The organism is Streptomyces sp. NPDC001002, assembly GCF_053599215.1.
In genome coordinates this window covers 46,693-66,116 of record NZ_JBSFLV010000050.1, presented here as the reverse complement: position 1 = coordinate 66,116, position 19,424 = coordinate 46,693, and the positions used below count along the sequence as shown (strand labels likewise).

Here is a 19,424-nt window from a genome sequence, read left to right as displayed (position 1 = left end):
GTGGTGGGCGGTCCTGCGACCCGACCGGGTGCGCCTCCGCGCCGCCCCCCCCCGGCCCGATTCGGTGTCCCGGTGGGATCAGCCTGCCTCGGAAGCTGGTTCCTTGACGGCCTGGACAGGAAGCTCGACGGATCCGTCCGCTTCTTCCCCGGGCTCTTCCGCCACGGCCACGACCTCGCCGTCCAGCACCTTCTTCGCCCGCTCCACATCCAGCGCCCCCTCCCAGCGGGACACCGCGAAGACGGCCACGCAGTTGCCGAGCAGGTTGGTGACGACGCGCATCGAGTCCATGATGCGGTCCACGCCGAGCAGCAGGGCGACCGCGCCAGCCGGGATGGCGCCCAGCGAGGAGGCGGTCGCGGAGAGGGCGAGGAAGGCGGAGCCGGGGATGCCCGCCATGCCCTTGCTGGTCAGCATCAGGACGAGGACGACGGTGATCTGGTCGCTCAGGCTGAGGTCGACGCCCACGGCCTGCGCGATGAACAGCGTGCCGATGGAGAGGTAGAGCGAGGCGCCGTCGAGGTTGAAGGAGTAGCCGGTGGGCAGCACCAGGCCCACGGCGTCGTCGCGGGCGCCGGCCTTGCGCAGCTTCTGCATCACGCGTGGCAGGACGGACTCGGTGGACGCGGTGCCGAGCGCGAGCAGCATCTCCTCGCGGATGTAGCGCAGGAACTTCCAGAGGCTGAGCCCGGTGACCATGCGCAGCGCTACGGCGAGCAGCACGACGAACACCGCGGCGGCCGCGTAGCACAGGATGATCAGCTTGGCGTAGGTCTCGATCACGCCGAGCCCGTACTGGCCGATCAGGACGGCCATCGCGCCGAACACGGCGATCGGCGCGAGACGCATGACGAAGCCGACGATCGCGAAGATGATCTCCTGCGCCTGCTCGATGGCGGGCAGCACCTGCGGCACCTTGGTGCGGCCGAGGTGGAGCAGGGCGGCGCCCACCAGGCAGGCCAGGATGAGGACTTGAAGCAGGGAGTTCTCGGCGAAGGCGCCGATGAAACTGGTGGGCAGGGCGTTCAGCACGAACTCGGTCGTCGACGGCAGCGAGCCACCGCCCGTCTTCGCGTCGACCGCCGAGGCGTCCAGCGTCGACGGATCGACATGCATCCCCGAGCCGGGCTGGACGACATTGGCGGCGACCAGGCCGATGATCAGGGCGAGCGTGCTCGCGACCTCGAACCAGATCAGGGCCTTGAGCCCGATCCGCCCGAACGCCTTCAGATCACCGGCCTTGGCGATGCCGACGACGACCACGCAGAACACCAGCGGCGAGATGATCGTCTTGATCAGCCGCGTGAAACCGTCGCCGAGCGGCTGGAGATCCGTGGCCACGTCGGGCCACAACTTCCCGACGACGATGCCGAGTACGAGCGCGCAGGCGACCTGCGCGAAGAGAGAGGTACGCAGTATGCGTGCGACGCGTCGCGGCAGGGACGGGACGGACGGCGGCACGGGCACTCCTTGTGGGGAACGTGGGGGACGTGGGGGACGTCTGCCGCAGAAGTCCGGGGCGACTTCTGCGATACGGAAAGCGGCTTCCGTGACGATCACCTTCAGGGCTTTGTTGATCGCGCCGAAGACCTCCGTGTTGCAGCCACGTAAATCACGACCCGTGTGACGCGTCGCACACAACTGCGCTCAGCAGCGGTCGCGTTCCTCCGTGAGCACCCCCTGCACGGTGGTCAGCGAGCGGTCGTAGCAGCCGTCGGATCCGTACAGCCGGTAGCGCTCGCTCGTCGTGCCGACCGCGTGCCGCTGGTCACGCGGCACGCCCGTGAGATACGTGGCGTCGCCGGTGTACGTGTCGTCGAACCGCGACCACGCGGTACGCCGCCCGCCGCGCGACTCGGCCACCGAGGCGCGGTCACCCATGGTCAGCACGGTGCGCAGCCGAGCGTCGTCGCCGATGCTGGTCGTGCCGTTCATCGTGTACGTCCGTTGCGTGTGCGTCGTGCGGGCCGGTCCGCGTCCGTCGACGGTGACCGACTCGTCGTCGGACCAGGTCGCATCGAGCCCGTCGACGTTCTCGCCGTCGGTCCAGTGGTGCGCGGAGGTGTTGGCGAGGGCGCGCCGGACGGTGGTCGTGACGCGGCCGTGCGAGGTGTCGACGTAACCGGCGACGGTCAGCTCGTGGCCGCCCTCGGTGTCCACGCGGTGCGGCGAACCGGGCGTGTACGTCGAGGAGTTGGCGAGGTCGCCGACCTGGTGCGCGGTGACCTTGCCGGTGACGTGCACGCGCTTCGCGTCCTGCCAGACGAGGACGTTGACGGGCGTGCTCCAGCCGCTCTGCCCTTCCGGGACGCCGACGACGGAGACCTCGACGCGGTGCGGGCGGCCGTCGTTGAGGAGACCGGCGTAGGGCGTCAGGTCGTATTCGATCGGCTTGACGTCGAACGCGCGGGGCCCCGGAATGACGTACCAGAGAAAGGGATTCGACCAGCCGCCCGTCCACACGGTCGGGAACGGGGCGGCGATTCCCGCGAGTTGGCCGTCCACCTTGATCTGCACCTCGCGGTACGGGCCGCCGTCGGACTGGCAGGAGTAGGGCGCGGAGGCCGGCACGCTGAGGTACCAGAACTCCTCGCAGCCGCCGCCCGATCCGGTGGCGTACACCTCGGCGAGGATGCGTTCGCTGTTGCGCGGGGTGGTGAGGGTGTTGCCGTCGGCGAGGGTGAGGACCTTGTCGGGGGTGCGGGTCCTGTCGGGGGTCGTGGTGGGGCGGCCGGCGTAGAAGGTCAGCGTGACCTTGACGTCGAGGACGCCGGTGTACATGTCGTCGACGACGTTCCCGATGAGCATCTCGACGTCCTGGGCGCGGCGGAAGGTGTCGCTGTAGCGCGTGACGTCCTTCTCCACGGACCACGTGATGCCGTCGGGCGAGGGCTCGGGGGTCGATGTACGGAGGACCTCGACCCCGCCGACGTGCACATAGCCGAGCCGGTCGTACTGCCGTCCCGCGACCTTGCCGTCGAGGCGCAGCACGACCTTGCTCCAGCGGTCGCCGCAGCCGGCGGGCGGTGTGTACGTGCCCCGGTAGGGAGTGAAGTCACGGAACTGCGCCTCGGCGAGCGTGACTTGGCAGGACTTGCCGGAGGGCTTCTCGACGGGCGGGACCGCGGTGACCGGGTCGTGCCAGTCGGAGCCGAACTCCGCGGGGACGTCGGCGGGTTGGGCGCGCGCTACGGTGGACTGGCCCTGGATCTGGGCGGATTGAGCCGGGGCCGCCCCGAGAAGGGTGCTCGCCACGAGGGTCGCTCCGGCGAGCATGGACATGATGATCCGTCTCTTCATGGCCGGTGTTCTACGGGGAGTCGGCGCCTCCTGGCAATGAGGCCTCCGTGCCGCGAGGTTCGGTCGGGCGCGATTGTCGGCGGTTCGGGAGATACGGGGCAGACCGGAAAGATGCCGGATCTGTGCGGGCTACGTGGAAAACCGGTTGCCTACGACCACGCAGAGACGCGAACCTTTCACGGTTTGCTGTCGCCGCTCGCGGCCTCCTCTCCCCTCCCTGACACGAGCCACCGGGACCTCATCCGTCATGCAGATCCAAGACCTTCCCTATGCCGACCCGGGCACGCCGGACGCGCGCTCGGGCCCCCGATTCCTGTGGTGGCTGGGCCGGAATCAGCTGGGCGGACAGTTCAAGGCCCTGGCCTGGGGGCTGCTGCACTTCATGTGCGTCTCCGCGCTGCCGTTCTGCGTGGGCCTCTCCATTCAGGCCGTGGTGGACCGTTCCGGCACCCGACTGGCGCTGTCCGGCGGCCTGCTGGCGCTGTGCGGGATCGGCGTCGCGCTCGGCGACACCTTCCTGCACCGGGCCGCCGTCACCAACTGGATCACCGCCGCCGCCCGCGTCCAGCAACTGCTCGCCCGCAAGGCCTCACAGCTCGGCTCGGCACTGACCCGGCGGGTCGCGGCCGGCGAGGTCGTCGCCGTGTCGACCGGTGACGTCGAGAAGATCGGCTGGTTCGTGGAGGCCGTCTCCCGGTTCACCGCGGCGGCCCTCACCGCCGTCCTGGTCTGTGTCGCCCTGGTCGTCTACCAGCCGGCGCTCGGCGTGCTCGTCGCCGTCGGTCTGCCCGTGGTGGCGCTGGCGGTCCTGCCGCTGCTGCCGCGGGCCACCCGCCGGGCCGACTTCCAGCGCGAGAAGGCGGGCCGGGCCACCGAACTCGCCTCCGACACCGTCGCCGGACTCCGCGTGCTGCGCGGCATCGGCGGCGAGGACCTGTTCCTCGACCGCTACCGCCGCGCCTCCCAGGAGGTCCGCCGGGCCGCCGTCCGCAGCGCCCGCATGTGGTCCCTGATCGCCGCGATCCAGGTGCTGCTGCCGGGCGTGCTGATGATCGCGGTCGTCTGGTACGGCGTCCACCTGGCCCGCCAGGGCCGGATCACCATCGGCGAACTGGTCACCGTCTACAGCTCGGTGATGGTCCTGAGCTACCCGCTGCAGCACTTTCACGAGATCGCCATGGCGTACTCCTTCTCGCGTCCCTCCGCCAAGCGGGCCGCACGCGTGCTGTCGCTGGAACGGGCCACGGACGCCGGCGGAGTGCGCGAGGCCGAGCCGCCTTCCGGCGATCTGTACGACCCGGCCACCGGTCTGCTGGCCCCCGCCGGCCGGTTCACCGCCGTGGTGTGCGGCGACCCGGACGCGGCGGGCCTGCTCGCCGAACGGCTCGGCGGGCACCCCGCCGAGGAAGGCACGTCCGTCCTGCTGGGCGGTGTCCCCCTCGACGAGCTGCCGCTGGACACCGCCCGGACGGCGGTGCTCGTCCAGGACAAGGACCCGGTGCTGCTGTCCGGTTCGCTGCGCGAGCTGCTCGACGTGCCGGCGTCCGGTGACGTCACCGCGGCCGACGCGCTGGCGGCCGCCCAGTGCGGGGACGTGCTTGAGGCGCTGGCCCAGGGGTCGCTCGACGCGGAGGACCCGATGGACACGCGGATCACCGAACGCGGGCGGTCGCTGTCCGGCGGACAGCGGCAGCGGCTCGCCCTGGCCCGGTCACTGATCACCGACCCCGAGGTGCTCGTCCTGGACGAGCCGACCTCGGCCGTCGACTCGCACACCGAGGCGCGGATCGCGGAGGGACTGCGCGGGCTGCGGGAGGGGCGGACGACGGTGGTGTTCACCTCGTCGCCGCTGCTCCTGGACCACGCGGATCGGGTCGTGCTGGTGCACGAGGGCGAGGTCGCCGCGGTCGGCGTCCACCGCGACCTGGTGCACAACGAGCCCCGGTACCGGGCGGTGGTGACCCGGGAGACCGAGGAAGAGGCCGCCCTGACCGGCGTACTCAAGGAAGAGGCCGCTCTGACCGGCGCGCTCAAGGAACTGGAAGAGATCGAGGAGACAGCATGATCGGCGTGGCGCCACCGGCCTACGACCCGGCGGCCCCGACCACGGCGAACACCCTGCCGGTCGGTGCCCCCGCGACCGTACGCGCCTACGTGGCCGAACTGTTCCGTCGGCACCGCCGTGCCTTCCTGATCCTGATCACCGTCAACACGGTGTCCGTGATCGCCTCGCTGGTCGGCCCGTGGCTGCTCGGCGACCTCGTGCAGCGGGTGTCGGACGGTGCGCGGGAGCTCCATATGCCGTTCACCGTCACGGTGTTCGTGCTCGCGCTGGTCGTCCAGGCCGTGTTCGTGCGCGAGGTGCGGCTGCGCGGGGCGATGCTCGGCGAGCGGATGCTGGCCGACCTGCGCGAGGACTTCCTGGTGCGGTCGGTCGGGCTGCCGCCGGGCGTCCTGGAGCGGGCTGGCACCGGTGACCTGTTGTCCCGGATCACCACGGACGTCGACCGGCTGGCCAACGCGATGCGCGAGGCCGTGCCGCAGCTGTCGATCGGTGTGGTCTGGGCGTTCCTGCTGATCGGCGGGCTCGTCGTCACGGTGCCGCCGCTGGCGCCCGCCGTGCTGATCGCCGTGCCGCTGCTGGTGATCGGCTGCCGCTGGTACTTCAAGCGGGCGCCGTCCGGCTACCGCTCGGAGGCCGCGGGGTACGCGGCCGTGGCCGCCGCTCTCGCCGAGACGGTCGACGCGGGGCGCACCGTCGAGGCCCAGCGCCTGGGTGTCCGCCGCGTCGAACTGTCGGAGCGTCGAGTCCAGGAGTGGACCGCCTGGGAGCGCTACACGCTGTGGCTGCGGTCCGTGCTCTTCCCCGTCATCAACCTCACCCATGTGACGGTGCTCGCCTCGGTCTTGATGATCGGCGGCGTGTTCGTCCTGCACGGCTGGATCGGGGTCGGCCAGCTGACCACGGGCGCGCTCATCGCGCAGATGCTCGTGGACCCGGTGAACCTGATCCTGCGCTGGTACGACGAGCTCCAGGTGGCCCAGGTGTCGCTGGCCCGTCTCGTCGGTGTGCGGGACATCGAGCCGGAGGCCGGTGAGGAGTCGCTGGCGCCGGACGGTCGTGACGTGCACGCGGACCGGGTGCACTTCGGCTACCGCGAGGGCGTGGACGTCCTGCGCAAGGTGTCCCTGGAGGTCGCGCCCGGCACCCGTCTCGCGCTGGTCGGGCCGTCGGGCGCGGGCAAGTCCACGCTGGGCAGGCTGCTCGCCGGCATCTACGCGCCCCGGGCCGGCCACATCACCCTCGGCGGCGCCGAACTCTCCCGGATGCCGGCCGAGCGGGTCCGCTCGCACGTGGCCCTCGTCAACCAGGAGCACCACGTCTTCGTGGGCTCCCTGCGCGACAACCTGCTGCTCGCCCGGACCGGCGCCGACGACGCCGAGCTGTGGGCGGCTCTGGGAGCGGTCGACGCGGACGGGTGGGCGCGGGCGCTGGACGAGGGCCTGGACACGGAGGTCGGCTCGGGCGGGCTCACGCTCACCCCGGCCCAGGCGCAGCAGATCGCGCTGGCCCGGCTGGTGCTGGCCGACCCGCACACGCTGGTCCTGGACGAGGCGACGTCCCTGCTCGACCCGCGTGCGGCCCGTCATCTGGAGCGGTCCCTGGCCCGTGTCCTCGACGGCCGCACCGTCGTAGCCATCGCCCACCGGCTGCACACCGCCCACGACGCGGATGTCATCGCCGTCGTGGAGAACGGCCGGATCAGCGAGCTCGGCAGCCATGGCGAGCTGGTCGCCGCGGACGGTGCGTACGCGGCGCTGTGGCGGTCCTGGCACGGGTGAGGTGACGGGCCCAGGCGGGGCTGAGGTGATGAGCCGAGGCGAGGGTGAACCGGTGAGCGGGACCCCGGTCTCGGACGCCGGTCGGGCTCGCGGCCCGGCCGGCTCGTCGCCCTGTGCCGTTGCGCGGTCCCGAAAGGGGGTGGAAGGCTGGGCACCGGTACCGGTTCGCGCCGCGTGCCGGCGACCCGCCAGCCACAGCGGGCCTGTCCCCATCACCTGGAGGTACCCGTGACCAGCGCCGACGGATGGGGAGACGACGTCTACCAGCCCGACGGATCCGAGATCCAGGAGGACTCGGGTCTGCTCGACCCGGAGGACACCCTGGACGACGACGGTGTCGACGACCCGCTCGACCGGGGCTGGTCCCCTCCGGAGCGGCCGTGGGCCGTGGAGCACGAGGGTGTGACGGCGGCCGAGGGGCAGCGCGGGGAGACGCTGGACCAGCGGCTCGCCGAGGAGATCCCCGACCTCGGCGCCTACGACGGCGACGGCCTCGGCGACTCCGACGACTCGGACGGTGAGCTCCTGGACAACGAGGTCGGCGACTTCCGCTCCGGCCGGCTCGTGGCGCCCGACGAAGGCGCCCACGAGGACGAGGAGAGCGCGCTGATCGCCACGGACGTGGGGATCGACGGCGCCGCGGCCTCCGCCGAGGAAGCCGCCATGCACATCGTCGACGAGGACACCCTGTCCGGCTGAACCGTCGCCCGGCCGACCTGCCAAGGAGCTCGCATGCAGAACGACAAGCAGCCCGACTACCACCCGGTCGTCTTCCGCGACCGCGCGGCCGGCTACGCCTTCCTCACCCGCTCCACCGCGACCAGCGAGCAGACCATCGAGTGGGACGACGGCGAGACCTACCCGGTGGTGGACGTGGAGATCTCCTCGGAGAGCCACCCGTTCTACACCGGCAAGGCACGGACGGTGGACACCGAGGGCCGCATCGCCCAGTTCGAGCGGCGCTACGGCAGCGGAACCGGCGCGGGTCCCACCGGCTGAACCGGCTAGCGGCGCCCCCGCACGGCCGACCGGAGATTCTTGGCGTTCGCCGGTCACATCCGGGCCTCGACATCCGTCAGTGCGACAGAAGCACTTCGCGAGTACCGAAGCTGCCTTCGCCCGTACCGACGATGTCGAGGATCCGGAGAACAGAACGCCATGACCACACAGAACGCCGTCTCCGCGCAGAACGCCGTGACCACTCAGTCGCGTCTGCCCAACCCGCTCAAGACCGTCCCCGAGCTCGCACCGGTCTCCGAAGCCCTGTTCAAGGCCGTCGGCAACGGTTCGGTGCCGCAGACCACGATCGGCCTGATCCATCTGCGCCTCGGCCAGCTGGTCGGCAACACCTACCTGACCGTCATGCACACGGGTGCCCTGCGCAGGGCCGGGGAGTCCGAGGAGCGGATCACGGCCGTGTCGTCCTGGCACGACGCGCCGTACTTCACGGACGCCGAGCGTGCCGCGCTCGCGCTGATCGAGGCGGTGCTCACTCCGAACCCGCACGGTGAGCGGGTCTCCGCCGACCTCTACGCGCAGGTGTCCGAGCACTACGACGAGAGGGCCCTGACCACGTTGACGTTCGCGATCGGCCAGGGGCTGTTCTTCCTCCCCCTGGCCACCATCGGCCGGCCGCTGCCCGGAGTGGGACCCGGCGAGCAGTGGCGGGACTGACGGCCGGGGCCTCTCCGGGGTGAGGGCACGACCGCCGTGCCCCGCCCGGAGGGGCCCGCCCCTCAGATGAAGTTCAGCGCCGCCGCGCAGCCGACACCGCCGAGCAGCATGAACACCGGCATCAGCACCTTCAGCTCGACCCAGCTGCCCGCCCGGAAGCGCATGATCTTCGGCGGGCCGATCGGGTACCAGCGCTTGCGACCGATCGGGATCGGCCACAGGACCGGGCAGCCGGAGACCGTCAGCGAGTCGCCGATGTCGTGCACGAGCGCGCCCAGCACGATCGGCAGCCCCAGCCACAGGTACTCCTGGCCGGGAGCCGTGAAGAGCCAGTCCGCGCCGTTGCCCGGCTTGTCCAGGACACCGGCCAGGATCCACGCACTGGTCGCCGCCAGGAGCCAGACCAGGACATCGCTGCTGGAGCCCCGGGCCGCCCGCCACAACAGGCCTTCGATGGCCAGCACCATGTGGACGAAGAGGAGGGCGAGGACCGCCCAGCGGCCCCCCACGATGGCCAGCGCCGACGCCCCGGCCCCGATCATGACCGCCCACAGCCAGGTGTGCGTGAGCGTGCGGTGGCCGCCGGAGCGGCGCGGGTCGCCCTGCTTCTTCGTCGCCTTGTAGACGGCGTAGGAGAGCTTGTCCACGATCTCGCACAACCCGCGCGAGATGGGACCAAAAGCCCGGGAGATGGTCGCGGCCTTGTGGTCCAGGTCCGGGGCGAGCGCGGCGCCGGCGCAGATCAAGGCGCCGACCAGGAGGACCGGCCAGGGCATCGTGTGCCCGGCCGCGGCGGCCGCGGCTCCGACACCGAGCCAGGCCGCGGCGCCCGACAGTGAGTGTGCTGGTCCCATCATGGCCGTTGCCCGCCCCATTCCTCGTGTACCGCTGTCCAGTTGACCGAGTTCGCTGACGCTCCGTCGGCGACACAGCGTATAGGTCGTGATCTTCGGGCGGACATCCGATTCCCCCCTGAGGGAGGACGCCAGGCAAGATGGGTCCGTGACCCTCATCGATCAGCTCCCTGCGACCGCCGACCCCGACGCCCTCTACGAAGCCTTCGAGTCGTGGGCCCAGGAACGCGGTCTCACGCTCTACTCCCATCAGGAGGAGGCGCTGATCGAGGTGGTCTCCGGTGCGAACGTGATCGTGTCGACGCCCACCGGGTCCGGCAAGAGCATGATCGCGGCGGGCGCGCACTTCGCCGCGCTGGCCCGGGACGAGGTCACCTTCTACACGGCTCCGATCAAGGCGCTGGTCTCGGAGAAGTTCTTCGAGCTGTGCAAGATCTTCGGCACGGAGAACGTCGGCATGCTGACCGGTGACGCCTCGGTCAACTCCGACGCGCCCGTCATCTGCTGCACCGCCGAGGTGCTCGCGTCGATCGCGCTGCGCGACGGCAAGGGCGCGGACGTCGGGCAGGTCGTCATGGACGAGTTCCACTTCTACGCGGAGGGGGACCGCGGCTGGGCCTGGCAGATCCCGATCCTGGAGCTGCCCCAGGCGCAGTTCATCCTGATGTCCGCCACGCTCGGCGACGTCTCGATGTTCGAGGAGGACCTCACCCGGCGCACCGGTCGCCCGACCTCGGTGGTCCGCTCGGCGACCCGTCCCGTACCGCTGTCCTACGAGTACCGGCTCACCCCTCTCACCGACACCCTCACCGAGCTGCTGGAGACCCGGCAGGCCCCGGTCTACATCGTCCACTTCACCCAGGCGCAGGCCGTGGAGCGGGCGCAGGCGCTGATGAGCATCAACATGTGCACGCGCGAGGAGAAGGACCAGATCGCCGAGCTGATCGGCAACTTCCGCTTCACCACCAAGTTCGGCCGCAACCTCTCCCGCTATGTCCGGCACGGCATCGGCGTCCACCACGCCGGCATGCTGCCCAAGTACCGGCGTCTGGTGGAGAAGCTCGCGCAGGCCGGTCTCCTCAAGGTCATCTGCGGTACGGACACGCTCGGCGTGGGCGTCAACGTCCCCATCCGCACAGTGCTGTTCACCGCCCTGGCCAAGTACGACGGCAATCGCGTCCGCACCCTGCGTGCCCGGGAGTTCCACCAGATCGCGGGACGCGCCGGACGCGCCGGCTTCGACACGGCGGGCTTCGTCGTCGCCCAGGCCCCCGAGCACGTCATCGAGAACGAGAAGGCGCTCGCCAAGGCGGGCGACGACCCGAAGAAGCGCCGCAAGGTGGTCCGCAAGAAGGCGCCGGAGGGCTTCGTCGGGTGGACGGACAGCACCTTCGAGAAGCTCATCGCCTCCGAGCCGGAGCCGCTGACGTCCCGTTTCCGGGTGACGCACACGATGCTGCTGTCGGTGATCGCCCGTCCGGGCAACGCCTTCGACGCGATGCGCCACCTGCTGGAGGACAACCACGAGCCGCGCAAGCAGCAGCTGCGGCACATCCGGCGCGCGATCGCCATCTACCGCTCGCTGCTGGACGGCGGCATCGTCGAGAAGCTCGACAAGCCGGACGCCTCCGGCCGCATCGTCCGCCTCACCGTGGACCTCCAGCAGGACTTCGCCCTCAACCAGCCGCTGTCCACGTTCGCGCTCGCCGCGTTCGAGCTCCTGGACCCCGAGTCGCCGTCCTACGCCCTGGACATGGTGTCCGTCGTCGAGTCGACCCTGGACGACCCGCGGCAGATCCTCGCCGCCCAGCAGAACAAGGCGAAGGGCGAGGCCGTCGCCGCGATGAAGGCGGACGGCGTCGAGTACGAGGAGCGCATGGAGCGCCTCCAGGACATCTCGTACCCGAAGCCCCTGGAGGAGCTGCTCTTCCACGCGTACGACACCTACCGCAAGAGCCACCCGTGGGTGGGCGACCATCCGCTGTCGCCGAAGTCCGTCATCCGTGACATGTACGAACGGGCCATGTCCTTCACGGAGTTGGTGTCCCACTACGAGCTGGCCCGCACCGAGGGGATCGTGCTGCGCTACCTCGCCAGCGCGTACAAGGCGCTGGACCACAACATCCCGGACGACCTCAAGTCCGAGGATCTGCAGGACCTGATCGAGTGGCTCGGCGAGATGGTCCGCCAGGTCGACTCCAGCCTGCTGGACGAGTGGGAGCAGCTCGCCAATCCGGAGGTGATGACCGCGGAGGAGGCCCAGGAGAAGGCCGACGAGGTCAAGCCCGTCACCGCCAACGCGCGTGCCTTCCGCGTCCTGGTCCGCAACGCCATGTTCCGCCGCGTCGAGCTCGCCGCCCTCGACCACGTCGACGAACTGGGCGAGTTGGACGCCGAGCACGGCTGGGACGCGGACGCCTGGGGCGAGGCGATGGACAAGTACTGGGACGAGTACGACGACCTCGGCACCGGTCCCGACGCCCGCGGCCCCAAGCTCCTCGTGATCAAGGAGGAGCCGCAGAACGGCATCTGGCGCGTCCGCCAGATCTTCGACGACCCGAACGACGACCACGACTGGGGCATCAGCGCGGAGATCGACCTCGCGGCCTCCGACGCGGAGGGCCAAGCGGTCGTCCGGGTCACCGACGTCGGTCAGCTGTGAGTCGTCGGACAGCCGTGAACCAAGGAGAACTCCACGCATGACGAACCCGGCCGAGAGACTGGTCGACCTGCTCGACCTGGAGCAGATCGAGGTCAACATCTTCCGTGGCCGCAGCCCGCAGGAGTCCCTGCAGCGGGTCTTCGGCGGCCAGGTGGCGGGCCAGGCCATGGTCGCCGCCGGCCGCACCACGGAGGGCGACCGTCCGGTGCACTCGCTGCACGCGTACTTCCTGCGCCCGGGCCGGCCGGGCGTGCCGATCGTGTACGAGGTCGAACGGGTGCGGGACGGCAGGTCGTTCACGACCCGCCGGGTCACCGCCGTGCAGCAGGGCCGCACGATCTTCAATCTCACCGCCTCCTTTCACAAGCCTGAGGAAGGACCCTTCGAGCACCAGCTGCCGCCCGCCCGCAAGGTTCCGGACCCGGAGTCCCTGCCGACCGTCGCGGAGGAGGTACGGGCCCATCTGGGCGCGCTGCCCGAGCAGTTGGAGCGGATGGCGCGCCGCCAGCCCTTCGACATCCGCTATGTGGACCGGCTGCGCTGGAGCGCCGAGGACCTGAAGGGCGCCGAGGCGCGCAGTGCCGTGTGGATGCGCGCGGTCGGGCCGCTGGGCGACGACCCGCTCGTGCACACCTGCGCGCTCACCTACGCCAGCGACATGACTCTCCTGGACGCCGTCCGCATCCCGGTCGAGCCCCTGTGGGGTCCGCGGAGCTTCGACATGGCGTCGCTGGACCACGCCATGTGGTTCCACCGGCCGTTCCGCGCGGACGAGTGGTTCCTGTACGACCAGGAGTCGCCGATCGCCACGGGTGGCCGGGGTCTGGCCCGTGGGCGGATCTACGACACCGAGGGACGGCTGCTGGTGTCCGTGGTCCAGGAAGGGCTGTTCAGGGCGCTGTAGTTCACGGGTTTCTGCGCAACAGGCGACTCAGCAGGCCACGGGATCGCTCCGATTCCGGGTGGGCCGGGTCGTCGTGATGCGCAGGGACATCGTGATGTGCGGCTGGTGTCGGTGCCGTCGGATTCGCTGTCGGTCGCGGTGCCGGGTGGTCGAGGCGGGCCTCGCTCACCGCCTGTGCGAGGTCGGCGCGCAGCCAGCCGATCTCGTCCGGGTGGTCCGCCGTCATGATCCGCTCGGCGAGCTGCGCGGAGGGCGAGCCGGGGGTTCCGTGGGCCACCGGCCTGGGTCGGAAGCGGCTCAGATGGGAGCGCTCGTAGGGGTCGTGGACGATCTCCGCGACCTGGACGGGATCGAGCAGTGAAGCCACGGCCGCCGCGCGGGCCCAGGGGTGGCCGTCGGCCTGCCGGAGCAGGAACCCGAGGTGCCGTCCCCGCCAGTTCCGTGCCCGCAGATCCAGCCCCGCCTCCAACTGCTCGCGCAGTCCGGACGGTGTCGTGCCACTGAGCAGACCCGTGCTGTCCCCGTCGGCGGCGAACTGCCGCAGCTCCTCGGCGAGATACAGCCAGACCACGGCTCGGTAGCGGTTGAGGTAGAAGTTCACGGGCACGACCACGCCGAGCCTGGCCAGTCGGGTGAACCTGGCGGGTGTCACCTCCAGCAGGTCCGCCCCCTGCTTCGTGCCCACCGTTTCGACGCGCTTCCGCAGCGCCTCGGGATAGCCCTTCTCGGTGCGCAACCGGTCGATCTCGGTGCGGGTGACCCGCCGGCCTCCGCCCCCTTCGTCGGGCACGGTCCTGACACAGCCGAGGTGTACGGCGAGGTCGAACTCCCCTCGCCTGAGCTCCAGTTCCCTGGCCGCGCGACTCGGCGCGAAGGACAGGGACTGCGGTTTCGTGACGGTGTTGCCTGACATGCTCGTCTCCCCCGTGGAGTGAGGGGCCCGCGCCGTCCGCGTGGCCTCGGAAAAAACCGTAGCCAATTCGGCGAATCTCGTGGCGAGCCTGTGGATAACTCCGCGGGAGGGGACGAAATCGCAGGTCAGGCCTCTGCGACCGGTGATCGCTCGGGCTGCCTGACTTCCACGCCGAGATGCTCGCCGACTCGATTGACGAGCAGGGTCATCTCGTACGCGATCTGGCCGATGTCGGCGTCGGCCCCGCTGAGCACGCACAGGCAGCTGCCGGAGCCGGCCGCGGTGACGAACAGCACCGCGTCGTCGAACTCGACCATGGTCTGGCGTACCCCGCCCGCGCTGAAGTGGCGCCCCGAGCCCTTGGCGAGGCTGTGCAGTCCGGACGATACGGCGGCGAGATGCTCCGCGTCCTCGCGGCGCAGTCCCGTACTCGCGCCTGTCACCAGGCCGTCGTTGGACAGGACCAACGCGTGGCGTACGTGCTCGACCCGCTCGGTGAGGTCGTCCAGCAGCCAGCCGAGTCCCTCGTTCTGCACCATGTCTCCGACTCCCCGTGTGCCGACTCCCCCTCTTGGGAGGATCCCTCGCCAGCCTTCCCCACCACCGGCGCGCGAGCAAGGAGGATGGGCGCATGGCACAGAAGATGACCGATGAGGAATGGCGGGCCTTCGTCTCGCACGGCACCCGCACCGCGAAACTCTCCACCGTCCGGGCCGACGGCAGCCCGCATGTGACGCCGATCTGGTTCCTGCTCGACGGGGACGACATCGTGTTCAACACCGCGAAGACCAGCGTGAAGGGCCGGAATCTGGCCCGTGACGGACGGGCCGCGCTGTGTATTGACGACGATCGGCCGCCGTTCGACTACGTGGTGCTGCAGGGCCGCGCCCGGATCTCGGAGGATCTCGACGAGTTGCGGCACTGGGCCGGCCGTATCGGCGCGCGGTACATGGGTGAGGAGCGCGCCGCGGAGTTCGGGGAGCGCAACGGCGTGCCCGGGGAGCTCCTCGTCCGGATCGCGGTCGACAAGATCCTGGCGGAGAAGGCCGTCGCGAGCTGACTTCACGGCCGCATCGCGGCCGCGTCAGCCGACCGAGTCGAGCAGCCGGGCGGTGTGCATCCGCCCGGCGTACTCGACGAGCCGGATCAGCACCTCCTTCCCGGAGTCGCGGTCGCGGGCGTCGCAGAGCACCACCGGAGTTCCCCGGTCGAGGTCGAGGGCGCGCGAGACGTCCTGGGGGCCGTACCTGCGGGAGCCCATGAAGCAGTTGACGGCCACCACGAACGGGATGTGCCGGTGCTCGAAGTAGTCCACGGCCGGGAAGCAGTCCTCAAGGCGCCTGGTGTCCGCCAGGACGACGGCGCCGAGCGCTCCCTGTGACAGTTCGTCCCACAGGAACCAGAAGCGGTCCTGGCCGGGGGTGCCGAAGAGGTAGAGGGACAGGCCGGACCGGATGGTGATGCGGCCGAAGTCCATGGCGACGGTGGTCGTGACCTTGTGGTCGACGCCGTCGGTGTCGTCCACCAACTGGCCCGCCTCGCTGAGCAGTTCCTCGGTGCGCAGCGGCTTGATCTCGCTGACCGCGCCCACCAGGGTGGTCTTGCCCACGCCGAATCCGCCGGCGACCAGAATCTTCAACGCCAGTGCGGTCGTCTCGCCGCCCGCGGCATCGGAGTGCTCGGAGTCCATTGATCACTTCTCTCGGGAGTACGGGAGTACGGGCAACGTCGGATGAGGCTGAACTCGCCGTCGGATGGTCGTGAACTTCGGCTACAGCGCCCGCAGCCCCTCGATCACCTCGCGCAGAATCCGTTCGTCAGGAAGCTGCGCCGGTGGCACCGGGCGGCTGACGGTGACGCAGCCGCGCTCCAGCAGGTCGCCCAGGAGCACCCTGATCACGCCGACGGGCAGATCGGCGCCCGCGCCGAGTTCCGCGACCGACTGCGTCTCCGTGCGGCACAGGTCGATCAGGGCCCGGTGCTCGGGCCCGAGCGTGGGGTCGTCGTCGATACCGCGAGCGCTCGCGTCCAGGGTGACGAGGGCGATCAGGTCGAAGCGGACCCCGGCGGGTCCCGACCTGGTGCGTCCGCCCGTCATGGCGTACGGACGGACCAGCGGCCCGGCCTCACCGTCGTACCACTGGCTGCCCGGCTCGTGCGGGGCGCCTGTCCTGTCCAGGTTCATGTGCGCGGACCGCCCTCGGCCTATCCGGCGGCCGGGGGCCGCGCGGCGACGCGTGGTGCCGTGTACAGATGCTCGCCGACGCGCTTGACCAGCCGTGCCATCTCGTACGCGACCAGGCCGATGTCGGCGGTCACGTCGGTGATGAGGGCGAGGCAGGAGCCGTCGCCGGCGGCGGCGACGAACAGGAAGCCGTCGTCCATCTCCACCATGGTCTGGCGCACGCCTCCGGCGCCGAAGTGGCGGCCGGCTCCCTTGGCCAGACTGTTGAAGCCGGAGGCGACCGCGGCAAGGTGTTCGGCGTCCTCGCGGTGCAGGTCGGTCGAGGCGCCCACGGCGAGGCCGTCGTTGGACAGCACCACGGCGTGCCGTACCTCGCGCACGCGCAGCACCATGTCGTCCAGCAGCCAGTCGAGTTCACCCGACTGCGGGGCGGCCCTCATGCTCGGGTCCTTGATCATGCGGGATCTCCTTCACTGTCCCTGCGCGCTGTGGAATCCGGAGTGGCGCCACGCCCTGGCTGCCTGCCGCCGCCGCGGGCCCAGCCGTCGCGGTACGCCGCCATGCGTTCCCGTACGACTTCGGGGGTGCGGCCATCGTCGTGGTGGGGCGCGGCGGCCCGGTCGGGCTCTTCGGGGCGCTGCCTGCGCAGTTGCGGGGCGAGGTTCGCCTGGCGTACGCGGCGGGGCAGGTCGTCGGACTCCTCGACGTCGTCCGGGGGACGGTGCAGGCGCAAGGTGGTGACTCCGGGTGGTGGGGTTTCGGGCGCCGTCTCCTCCACCGCGGCCTGCGCGGTGGGCACCAGCGCGGGCCGTTCGGCCGGTGCCGGGACGGACTCCTGGCGGGAGGCGGCGCCCGGCACGCGCGCGTACTCGCGTTCCGCGAACCGCTCCCTGCCGGCGGCCTTCTCGGATGAACGTTCCGCCGCCGACCGTTCCGCCGCGCCACCGTGCAGCAGCGGGGTGGGCAGCAGGACGACCGCGGTGGTGCCGCCGTAGGGCGAGGTGCGCAGATGCACCTTGATGTCGTGCCGGGCGGCGAGCCTGCTGACGACGAAGAGGCCGAGCCGGTCGCTGTCGAAGAGGTCCAGTGCCTCGGACTGCTCGATGCGGCGGTTGGCCTCCGCGAGCGTCTCGCTGCCCATGCCGAGGCCGCGGTCCTCGACCTCGATCGCGTAGCCGTTGCCGACGGGCTCCCCGCTGACACGTACGCGTGTGTGGGGCGGCGAGAACTGGGCGGCGTTCTCGACGATCTCGGCCAGGAGGTGCGTGAGGTCGGCGACGGCCGTGCCGAGGACGGACGCCTCGGGGAGCTGTCGTACCTCCACGCGTGCGTAGTCCTCGACCTCGGAGACGGCCGCGCGCACCACGTTGGTCAGCGAGACCGGCATGCGCCAGGCCCGGCCCGGCGCGGCTCCGGAGAGGATGATCAGGCTCTCGGCGTGGCGCCGCATACGGGTGGTGAGGTGGTCGAGCCGGAACAGGTCGCTCAGTTCGTTCGGGTCGTCGGAGCGGCGTTCCATGCTGTCCAGCAGGCTCAGTTGGCGGTGCACGAGGACCTGGCTGCGGCGGGCGAGGTTGACGAACACTCCGGAGATGCCGCTGGCGAGTTCGGCGCGTTCGACGGCCGCGCGCAGGGCGGCACGGTGCACGGTGCCGAGGGCTTCTGCGACCTGGCCCGCCTCGTCCTCGGCGGGCGGTCCCGGCGGGGCCTCCACGTGGACGTCGATATCCTCGCCCGCGCGCAGCCGCCGCATCGCTTCGGGGAGCTTGCGCCGGGCGATCTCCAGGGCGCTGTTGCGCAGCCCGACCAACTCGACGACGAGGCCGCGGCCGATGCGTACGGAGATGACGAGCGAGGCGGCGACGGCGGCGAGGCCGAAGAGGACCGCGGCACCGGCCGGGGTGAGCAGACCGCGGGTGAACGGGTCGGCCCGGTTCGCGACGCCCTGCCCCGCCCGGTCCTCGATCGTCCGCATGCCGTTCTGCACGCGCGCGTGCGGTGTGTCCCAGCTGTTCGAGGGTGCCGCGGTGAGCGGGCCGGGGGTGCCGGCGAGGGCCTTGTCCTCCGCGGTGCCCAGGGCCGTGTAGGCGCTGCCCGCGGCAAGGTTCCGCCAGGCGCTGCGTTCCGGGCCGCGCAGGTCGGCGACGGCTGCGTCGGTGAGGGCGCGGCGCGTGTCGACGGCGCCGGTGAACAGCCGCAGCCGCTCGCCGTGCAGGCCGCCGGCGAGCCGCGCGCTGGCCACGAGTGCGTCCTCCTGGGCCAACGCCTCTCCCGCGCGGGAGAATTCGAGCAGTACGCGTGCGTCGGAGCCGAGGTCGGCGTCCTGGATGCTGGTGAGCGCGCCGCCCACCGCGAAGGCCGTGGCGATGGTGTCGGTGTACTGCTTGTAGGTCTCGTCCCAGCCCGTGCGTCGGTCGAGCACCGTCTTGCGCAGCGTGCGCAGTCGTTCGGCGCCGGTGACGAACGTGTCGAGCCGTCGGGCCACTCCTGGGGGCAGTTCTTCGCTGTCGGCGACGGTGTTGTCGTCGCCGAGCCGGAGTTCGGCCACGGCCCGGTCGGTGCGCTCCGCGAGCTTCTTGTAGTCGCTGCTCTGCCCGGTCGTCGGGTGGGTGGCGTACCGCATGGCGGCCGTGCGCTCGGCCTGGAGGGCGGTGACGGCCGTCGCGACGGGTGTGCGGATCTCGGAGTCCACGCGCTGCAACTGCCGCAGCCTGGCGATGTCCTGAGCGGTGCTGACGGTGGCGAAGGCCCACAGGGCCAGCAGTGAGACGACCGGCACCATCAGCAGGCAGACGATCTTGGCCCGAACGGTCCGCGGCCTTATTCGCCAGCCACTGGAACGCTCGGGTGCCTCCTCCGGCGGCGCACCCACGGGGTCCTCCGGGCCTTCTTCGGCCGGCGGTCCCGCGTGCGCGCGACGACCGCGCGCCGGAGGTGTGTTCGACGTCTCGGCGCCAAGTGCGGGCGTCCTACGGGGTGTACGCATGGCCTCCTCGCTCGGAAGTGGTTCGGGGGCGGGCCGTCGGGCCGCGGCCGCCGGGGTCGGCGACGCGCTCGCGACGGTGCCTCGGGGCGTGCCGTCGATCCGG

At 71.0% G+C, this 19,424-nt stretch carries 17 protein-coding genes; 8 read left to right on the top strand and 9 right to left on the bottom strand.

Features of this window, described 5'->3' with window-relative positions; translation table 11 throughout:
* Window positions 1–78: 78 nt before the first annotated feature.
* Together ACWDR3_RS23375 and ACWDR3_RS23370 are read right to left on the bottom strand one after the other, a co-directional pair.
* Window positions 79–1,461, bottom strand: a complete 1,383-nt coding sequence (locus ACWDR3_RS23375) for a cation:dicarboxylate symporter family transporter (protein ID WP_450354473.1) — start codon at window positions 1,459–1,461, stop codon at window positions 79–81.
* Between the two features lie 186 nt (window positions 1,462–1,647).
* Window positions 1,648–3,300 carry a peptide-N4-asparagine amidase gene (locus tag ACWDR3_RS23370; protein WP_450354472.1) on the bottom strand — a complete coding sequence of 551 codons (1,653 nt, stop codon included), beginning with the start codon at window positions 3,298–3,300 and terminating at the stop codon, window positions 1,648–1,650.
* Between the two features lie 247 nt (window positions 3,301–3,547).
* On the opposite strand from ACWDR3_RS23370, the gene ACWDR3_RS23365 reads away from it, so the two are divergent.
* The 5 genes from ACWDR3_RS23365 to ACWDR3_RS23345 all read left to right on the top strand — a co-directional run bounded on the left by ACWDR3_RS23365 (window position 3,548) and on the right by ACWDR3_RS23345 (window position 8,817).
* Window positions 3,548–5,365: an ABC transporter ATP-binding protein gene (locus ACWDR3_RS23365; protein ID WP_450354471.1), complete on the top strand. Its 1,818-nt coding sequence runs from the start codon at window positions 3,548–3,550 to the stop codon at window positions 5,363–5,365.
* Window positions 5,362–7,143 (top strand): ABC transporter ATP-binding protein, encoded by a 1,782-nt coding sequence (locus ACWDR3_RS23360; protein WP_450354470.1) that lies wholly within the window; start codon window positions 5,362–5,364, stop codon window positions 7,141–7,143. Before ACWDR3_RS23365 ends, ACWDR3_RS23360 begins: the two co-directional genes overlap by 4 nt.
* Window positions 7,144–7,371: 228 nt before the next feature.
* On the top strand, window positions 7,372–7,842 hold the full coding sequence (locus ACWDR3_RS23355; protein WP_450354469.1) for a DUF5709 domain-containing protein: 471 nt from the start codon (window positions 7,372–7,374) through the stop codon (window positions 7,840–7,842).
* A 33-nt stretch (window positions 7,843–7,875) separates the two neighbouring features.
* Window positions 7,876–8,142, top strand: coding sequence for a type B 50S ribosomal protein L31 (locus ACWDR3_RS23350; RefSeq protein WP_450354468.1), 267 nt, complete (start codon window positions 7,876–7,878; stop codon window positions 8,140–8,142).
* Between the two features lie 159 nt (window positions 8,143–8,301).
* Entirely contained in the window at window positions 8,302–8,817 is a 516-nt protein-coding gene (locus ACWDR3_RS23345) for a carboxymuconolactone decarboxylase family protein (protein ID WP_450354467.1), read from the top strand.
* A gap of 62 nt (window positions 8,818–8,879) precedes the next feature.
* On the opposite strand, the gene ACWDR3_RS23340 is transcribed toward ACWDR3_RS23345, so the two are convergent.
* Complete coding sequence (locus ACWDR3_RS23340) at window positions 8,880–9,674, bottom strand: metal-dependent hydrolase (RefSeq protein WP_450354466.1); 795 nt, start codon at window positions 9,672–9,674, stop codon at window positions 8,880–8,882.
* 145 nt (window positions 9,675–9,819) lie between these two features.
* Here ACWDR3_RS23340 and ACWDR3_RS23335 point away from each other — a divergent pair, with 145 nt between their 5' ends.
* Both ACWDR3_RS23335 and ACWDR3_RS23330 read left to right on the top strand, forming a co-directional pair.
* On the top strand, window positions 9,820–12,333 hold the full coding sequence (locus ACWDR3_RS23335) for a DEAD/DEAH box helicase (protein ID WP_450354465.1): 2,514 nt from the start codon (window positions 9,820–9,822) through the stop codon (window positions 12,331–12,333).
* A gap of 37 nt (window positions 12,334–12,370) precedes the next feature.
* Window positions 12,371–13,237 (top strand): acyl-CoA thioesterase, encoded by an 867-nt coding sequence (locus tag ACWDR3_RS23330; protein ID WP_450354464.1) that lies wholly within the window; start codon window positions 12,371–12,373, stop codon window positions 13,235–13,237.
* A gap of 1 nt (window position 13,238) precedes the next feature.
* Here ACWDR3_RS23330 and ACWDR3_RS23325 read toward each other — a convergent pair whose 3' ends face one another.
* Both ACWDR3_RS23325 and ACWDR3_RS23320 read right to left on the bottom strand, forming a co-directional pair.
* A complete protein-coding gene (locus ACWDR3_RS23325) occupies window positions 13,239–14,150 on the bottom strand; it encodes a DUF6397 family protein (protein ID WP_450354463.1) in 912 nt (303 codons plus the stop codon).
* Window positions 14,151–14,275: 125 nt separating this feature from the next.
* The gene (locus ACWDR3_RS23320; RefSeq protein ID WP_450354462.1) at window positions 14,276–14,689 is read right to left on the bottom strand and encodes a roadblock/LC7 domain-containing protein; all 414 of its coding nucleotides are present in this window, start codon (window positions 14,687–14,689) and stop codon (window positions 14,276–14,278) included.
* Between the two features lie 92 nt (window positions 14,690–14,781).
* Between ACWDR3_RS23320 and ACWDR3_RS23315 the strand changes: the two genes are divergently transcribed.
* Window positions 14,782–15,210 (top strand): PPOX class F420-dependent oxidoreductase, encoded by a 429-nt coding sequence (locus ACWDR3_RS23315; RefSeq protein WP_450354461.1) that lies wholly within the window; start codon window positions 14,782–14,784, stop codon window positions 15,208–15,210.
* Between the two features lie 24 nt (window positions 15,211–15,234).
* Here ACWDR3_RS23315 and ACWDR3_RS23310 read toward each other — a convergent pair whose 3' ends face one another.
* The 4 genes from ACWDR3_RS23310 to ACWDR3_RS23295 all read right to left on the bottom strand — a co-directional run bounded on the left by ACWDR3_RS23310 (window position 15,235) and on the right by ACWDR3_RS23295 (window position 19,321).
* A complete protein-coding gene (locus ACWDR3_RS23310; RefSeq protein ID WP_450354460.1) occupies window positions 15,235–15,840 on the bottom strand; it encodes a GTP-binding protein in 606 nt (201 codons plus the stop codon).
* Between the two features lie 81 nt (window positions 15,841–15,921).
* Complete coding sequence (locus ACWDR3_RS23305; RefSeq protein WP_450354459.1) at window positions 15,922–16,335, bottom strand: DUF742 domain-containing protein; 414 nt, start codon at window positions 16,333–16,335, stop codon at window positions 15,922–15,924.
* 20 nt (window positions 16,336–16,355) lie between these two features.
* Window positions 16,356–16,793, bottom strand: coding sequence for a roadblock/LC7 domain-containing protein (locus ACWDR3_RS23300; protein WP_450354458.1), 438 nt, complete (start codon window positions 16,791–16,793; stop codon window positions 16,356–16,358).
* Window positions 16,790–19,321: a sensor histidine kinase gene (locus ACWDR3_RS23295; RefSeq protein ID WP_450354457.1), complete on the bottom strand. Its 2,532-nt coding sequence runs from the start codon at window positions 19,319–19,321 to the stop codon at window positions 16,790–16,792. The genes ACWDR3_RS23300 and ACWDR3_RS23295 overlap by 4 nt, the downstream gene beginning before the upstream one ends.
* Window positions 19,322–19,424: the final 103 nt, after the last annotated feature.

Excerpts from the sequence above, each read along its gene's own strand:
- ACWDR3_RS23370 (WP_450354472.1), bottom strand. The coding sequence starts at position 3,300 with ATGAAGAGACGGATCATCATGTCCATGCTCGCCGGAGCGACCCTCGTG.
- ACWDR3_RS23365 (WP_450354471.1), top strand. The coding sequence starts at position 3,548 with ATGCAGATCCAAGACCTTCCCTATGCCGACCCGGGCACGCCGGACGCG.
- ACWDR3_RS23360 (WP_450354470.1), top strand. The coding sequence starts at position 5,362 with ATGATCGGCGTGGCGCCACCGGCCTACGACCCGGCGGCCCCGACCACG.
- ACWDR3_RS23350 (WP_450354468.1), top strand. The coding sequence starts at position 7,876 with ATGCAGAACGACAAGCAGCCCGACTACCACCCGGTCGTCTTCCGCGAC.
- ACWDR3_RS23345 (WP_450354467.1), top strand. The coding sequence starts at position 8,302 with ATGACCACACAGAACGCCGTCTCCGCGCAGAACGCCGTGACCACTCAG.
- ACWDR3_RS23340 (WP_450354466.1), bottom strand. The coding sequence starts at position 9,674 with ATGATGGGACCAGCACACTCACTGTCGGGCGCCGCGGCCTGGCTCGGT.
- ACWDR3_RS23330 (WP_450354464.1), top strand. The coding sequence starts at position 12,371 with ATGACGAACCCGGCCGAGAGACTGGTCGACCTGCTCGACCTGGAGCAG.
- ACWDR3_RS23325 (WP_450354463.1), bottom strand. The coding sequence starts at position 14,150 with ATGTCAGGCAACACCGTCACGAAACCGCAGTCCCTGTCCTTCGCGCCG.
- ACWDR3_RS23320 (WP_450354462.1), bottom strand. The coding sequence starts at position 14,689 with ATGGTGCAGAACGAGGGACTCGGCTGGCTGCTGGACGACCTCACCGAG.
- ACWDR3_RS23315 (WP_450354461.1), top strand. The coding sequence starts at position 14,782 with ATGGCACAGAAGATGACCGATGAGGAATGGCGGGCCTTCGTCTCGCAC.
- ACWDR3_RS23310 (WP_450354460.1), bottom strand. The coding sequence starts at position 15,840 with ATGGACTCCGAGCACTCCGATGCCGCGGGCGGCGAGACGACCGCACTG.
- ACWDR3_RS23305 (WP_450354459.1), bottom strand. The coding sequence starts at position 16,335 with ATGAACCTGGACAGGACAGGCGCCCCGCACGAGCCGGGCAGCCAGTGG.
- ACWDR3_RS23300 (WP_450354458.1), bottom strand. The coding sequence starts at position 16,793 with ATGATCAAGGACCCGAGCATGAGGGCCGCCCCGCAGTCGGGTGAACTC.
- ACWDR3_RS23295 (WP_450354457.1), bottom strand. The coding sequence starts at position 19,321 with ATGCGTACACCCCGTAGGACGCCCGCACTTGGCGCCGAGACGTCGAAC.